Annotated in this window: 1 protein-coding gene; it reads left to right on the forward strand. The window is 49.5% G+C overall.

What is annotated here, in order from left to right:
- Window positions 1–275: alanine:cation symporter family protein (locus AAEY78_RS13000; RefSeq protein ID WP_352339732.1), on the forward strand; the 275-nt coding region annotated here is incomplete at both ends.

Genomic DNA, 275 nt, shown 5'->3' on the forward strand with positions numbered 1-275 from the left:
CATTAGCTGTTTCTCTAGCTGGTCGTGTAGGTATGGGTAACATCGCTGGTGTTGCTGCTGCCATTGGTTTTGGTGGTCCAGGTGCCGTATTCTGGATGTGGGTTGTGGCCTTCTTAGGCGCTTCAACCGCTTATGTTGAATCTACCTTGGGTCAGATTTATAAAGAGCGCGATGTTGTCACGGGTGAATACCGCGGTGGCCCTGCTTACTACTTCGAGCGTGCGCTTGGGCAAAAGTGGTATGGTATTTTATTCGCCATTGCTTCTATCGTTTCT

The organism is Psychrobacter sp. 16-MNA-CIBAN-0192 (assembly GCF_040309565.1).
Classification (GTDB): Bacteria; Pseudomonadota; Gammaproteobacteria; order Pseudomonadales; family Moraxellaceae; genus Psychrobacter.